This is a genomic window from Streptomyces sp. NPDC057654, from assembly GCF_042800135.1.
Lineage (GTDB): Bacteria > Actinomycetota > Actinomycetes > Streptomycetales > Streptomycetaceae > Streptomyces.
Genome location: NZ_JBHVHQ010000351.1, coordinates 3,910 through 8,330 on the forward strand (window position 1 = coordinate 3,910; position 4,421 = coordinate 8,330).

General features: G+C 72.6%; 4 protein-coding genes. All 4 read right to left on the reverse strand.

The window, feature by feature from the left end:
• Positions 1-69: 69 nt before the first annotated feature.
• Positions 70-1,740: a urocanate hydratase gene (hutU, locus tag ACFU99_RS24000; protein ID WP_384395205.1), complete on the reverse strand. Its 1,671-nt coding sequence runs from the start codon at positions 1,738-1,740 to the stop codon at positions 70-72.
• 137 nt (positions 1,741-1,877) lie between these two features.
• Entirely contained in the window at positions 1,878-2,879 is a 1,002-nt protein-coding gene (locus tag ACFU99_RS24005) for a proline racemase family protein (RefSeq protein ID WP_384395207.1), read from the reverse strand.
• Positions 2,879-3,817 carry a dihydrodipicolinate synthase family protein gene (locus ACFU99_RS24010; protein WP_384395209.1) on the reverse strand — a complete coding sequence of 313 codons (939 nt, stop codon included), beginning with the start codon at positions 3,815-3,817 and terminating at the stop codon, positions 2,879-2,881. The genes ACFU99_RS24005 and ACFU99_RS24010 overlap by 1 nt, the downstream gene beginning before the upstream one ends.
• A gap of 29 nt (positions 3,818-3,846) precedes the next feature.
• A partial coding sequence (locus ACFU99_RS24015; RefSeq protein ID WP_384395211.1) for a (2Fe-2S)-binding protein occupies positions 3,847-4,421 on the reverse strand: 575 nt, incomplete at its 5' end.

The window sequence follows — 4,421 nt, forward strand, 5'->3', positions numbered from 1 at the left end:
CCCATCGGCCCGCGGCCTTGTCCTCAAACGCCGGACGGGCTTGGTTCCCGGCGTCACCGTCGGACGGAGTCACGCGCCCTCGCCCTCGCCTTCGCGCATCGGGATGCGTACCCCGCGCTCCGCCGCGACCTCGTCGGCACGCTCGTACCCGGCGTCCACGTGCCGGATGACGCCCATGCCCGGGTCGTTGGTCAGTACCCGCCGGATCTTCTCGCCCGCGAGCTTCGTGCCGTCGGCGACCGAGACCTGGCCGGCGTGGATGGAGCGGCCCATGCCGACGCCGCCGCCGTGGTGGAGGGAGACCCAGGAGGCGCCGGAGGCGACGTTGACCATGGCGTTGAGCAGCGGCCAGTCCGCGATGGCGTCCGAGCCGTCGAGCATGGCCTCGGTCTCGCGGTACGGGGAGGCGACCGAGCCGCAGTCGAGGTGGTCGCGGCCGATGGCGAGCGGGGCCTGGAGCTCGCCGGACGCCACCATGTCGTTGAAGCGCTCGCCGGCCTTGTCGCGCTCGCCGTAGCCGAGCCAGCAGATGCGGGCGGGGAGGCCCTGGAAGTGGACGCGCTCCCCCGCGAGCTTGATCCAGCGGGCGAGGGACTCGTTCTCCGGGAAGAGGTCGAGGATCGCCTTGTCCGTCTTGTGGATGTCGGACGCCTCGCCGGACAGCGCGGCCCAGCGGAACGGGCCCTTGCCCTCGGCGAAGAGCGGCCGGATATAGGCCGGTACGAAGCCGGGGAACGCGAACGCGCGCCCGTACCCGGCCAGTTGCGCCTCGCCGCGGATCGAGTTGCCGTAGTCGAAGACCTCGGCGCCCGCGTCCATGAACCCGACCATGGCCTCCACGTGCCGGGCCATCGACTCGCGGGCCCGCTGGGTGAAGTCGGCGGGCTTCTCGGCCGCGTAGGTCGCCATCTCGTCGAAGTCCATGCCCAGCGGGAGGTACGCGAGCGGGTCGTGGGCGCTGGTCTGGTCGGTGACGATGTCGATCGGCGCGCCCTCGGCGAGCATCCGCGGCAGCAGCTCGGCGGCGTTGCCGAGCAGCCCGATGGAGAGCGGGCGGCGGGCGTCGCGGGCCTCGGTGGCGAGCTGGAGGGCGTGCTCCAGGGAGTCGGCCTTGACGTCGAGGTAACGGTGCTCGATGCGGCGCTCGATGGCCCGCGGGTCGCAGTCGATACAGATCGCGACGCCGTCGTTCATGGTCACGGCGAGCGGCTGGGCGCCGCCCATGCCGCCGAGCCCGGCGGTCAGGGTGATCGTCCCGGCGAGGCTGCCGCCGAACTTCCTGGCGGCGACGGCCGCGAAGGTCTCGTACGTGCCCTGGAGGATGCCCTGCGTCCCGATGTAGATCCAGGACCCGGCGGTCATCTGCCCGTACATGGTGAGGCCGAGGGCCTCCAGCCGCCGGAACTCCTCCCAGTTGGCCCAGTCACCCACCAGGTTGGAGTTGGCCAGCAGGACGCGCGGCGCCCATTCGTGCGTCTGCATGACGCCGACGGGGCGGCCGGACTGGACGAGCATCGTCTCGTCCTGCTTGAGGGTCTTGAGCGTGCGCACCATGGCGTCGAAGGAGCGCCAGTCGCGGGCGGCCTTGCCGGTGCCGCCGTAGACCACGAGCTGGTCGGGGTGCTCGGCGACCTCCGGGTCGAGGTTGTTCTGGAGCATCCGCAGGGCGGCTTCCTGCTGCCAGCCCTGGGCGCTGATCTCCGTGCCGCGCGGTGCCCGTACGGGTCGTGGTCCTGACATGGGCCGTGCCTCCCTGACGTCGCATGGATCGAGCTATTCACATCTTTGCCAGACTGAATATCGCTAGTCAACAGGTGGGCGGGGCGGGTCATGCGCCGGTGCTGCCAGTGGATTGGCTCAGGTGGCCTCAGGTGGCCTCAGAGGGTGAACCCGCTGGGGAAGGGATCGGTGGGATCGAGCAGATACTGCCCCATGCCGGTGATCCAGGCCCGGCCGGTGACGGTCGGGAGTACGGCCGTATGGTCGCCGACCCGCGTGGTGCCGGTGAGGCGGCCGGTGAAGCGGGTGCCGATGAGCGACTCGTTGACGAAGTCCTGGTGCAGGGGCAGTTCGCCGCGCGCGTGGAGCTGGGCCATCCGGGCGCTGGTGCCCGTACCGCACGGCGAACGGTCGAACCAGCCCGGGTGGATGGCCATCGCGTTGCGGGAGTCGGAGCCGTCCCGGCCGGGGACGGTGAACTGGACGTGGCGGCAGCCGGAGATCGCCGGATCGGTGGGGTGCACGGGCCTCTCGTGCTTGTTGATCGCCTCCATGACGGCGAGCCCGGCGGCGAGGATCTCGTCGCCGCGGGCCGAGGAGAAGGGCAGGCCCAGCGCTTCGAGCGGGGTGATGGCGTAGAAGTTGCCGCCGTAGGCGAGGTCGTAGCGGACCTCGCCGAGGCCGGGCACGTCGACGCGGGCGTCGAGGGCGACGGCGAAGGAGGGCACGTTGTGGATGGTGACGTGCTCGGCGCGGCCGTCCCGGACGGCGACGCGGGCCTCGACGAGCCCGGCGGGGGTGTCGAGGCGGACGGTGGTGGTGGGCTCGGTGACCTCCACCATCCCCGTCTCGACGAGGACCGTCGCCACCCCGATCGTGCCGTGGCCGCACATGGGGAGACAGCCGGAGACCTCGATGTAGATGACGCCCCAGTCGGCGGCGGGCCGGGCGGGGGGCTGGAGGATGGCGCCGCTCATGGCGGAGTGGCCGCGGGGCTCGTTGACCAGTAATCGGCGGATGTGGTCGAGGTGTTCCATGAAGTAGGCGCGACGGTCGGCCATGGTGGCGCCGGGGATGGGGCCGACGCCGCCGGTGATGACGCGGGTGGGCATGCCTTCGGTGTGGGAGTCGACGGCGCTGAAGTAGCGCGCGGCACGCATCAGCGACCGCCGTCGATGGCTTGGGCGGTTTGGGCGGCTTGAATCGCCTGCTTCATATCGGCGTCGAGCTGGGCCAGCCGGTCGGGGGCGAGGGGCCCGCGGGGCGGCCGGCAGGGCCCGCCGGGGCGGCCGACGAGGTCCATGCCGTGCTTGATCGCCTGGACGAACTCGGTCCGCGAATCCCACCGGAAGGCGGCGACCAGCGGCTCGTACAGGGCACGGGCCTCGGCGAGGCGGCCGGCGAGGGCGAGTTCGTAGAGGCGGACGGAGGCCGCGGGGAAGACGTTCGGGAACCCGGCGAACCAGCCGGTGGCCCCCATGAGGAGCGCTTCGAGCACGAGGTCGTCGGCCCCGGCCACGGGCTCCAGGCCGGGGGCCTGCTCCCTGATGTGCAGGATGCGGCGGACGTCGCCGGAGAACTCCTTGACGGCGACGACGCCGTCGATCTGCGCCAGTTCGCGGAGGACCTCGGGGGTGAGGTCGACCTTGGTGTCGAGCGGGTTGTTGTAGACCATGACGGGCAGCCCGGCCGCGGCGACCTCGGTGTAGTGGTGCACGATCTCGGCGGTGTTGGCCCGGTAGAGCGTCGGCGGCAGACAGAGCACCCCGTCGGCCCCGTCCTCGCCCGCCGCCTCGGCCCAGGCCCGCGCCTGATGCGCACCGGGCCCGTGCACCCCGACGACGACGAGCGCGTCCCCGCCGACCGCTTCGACGGCCGTACGGGCGACAGCGCGCCGCTCGTCGTCGGTGAGCGAGGAGTACTCGCCGAGCGAACCGTTCGGCCCCACGCCGTGCACTCCGTTGTCGACGAGCCAGCGACAGTGCTCGCCGTACCGGTCCAGGTCGGGGCGGAGCCCGGCGGGGGCGGCGGGGTCGTGGGCGTAGGGGAGGGTGGTGGCGACGATGAGGCCGGTGAGGGCGGGGGCGGGTCTGGACATGGGGGTTTCCCTTCGCTGGCGGGGATGTATTACGAGACGGTGGACTCACCCGGTTCGCCAAGGTCGCCAAGGTCGCCGAGGTCTCCGAGGCGGATGGGCTGGGCGATGGGCCGGCGGTCGGCGGCGTGCGGATCGGCGAGGTCGGAGGCGCCCAGCAGGCCCCCGGCGATCTCGGCGACATTGCGCCCGCAGACCCGCCCCTGACAGCTCCCGAGCCCGGCCCGGCAAACGAGCTTGAGCACCCGCATCCCATCCGCCCCCCGCCCGGCCACCGCCTCTTTCACCTGCCCGTACGTCACTTCCTCGCACCGGCAGACCACCGTGTCGTCGCCCAGCCACGACTGCCATCCGCCGCGCACCGGGTGCGCGTCGGCGAGAGCCGCGGCGAAGCGGCGGGCGGAGCGGACACGGGCCATGAGGGCGGCGAGGTCGGCTGAGGGGGGTGTCGGTACGGGGGCCGGGGGCGGGGGTTCGGCGGCGGGCGGCGGGGTGGCGCGGGGCGCCATCGACGGGGCGCCATGGGGTGCAGCGGGCTCCGTGGCTTCGGCGGCGGGCGGCGCGGCAGCGCCTGTTGTCGTTGGCGCGGGATGCACCGTGGGACCGC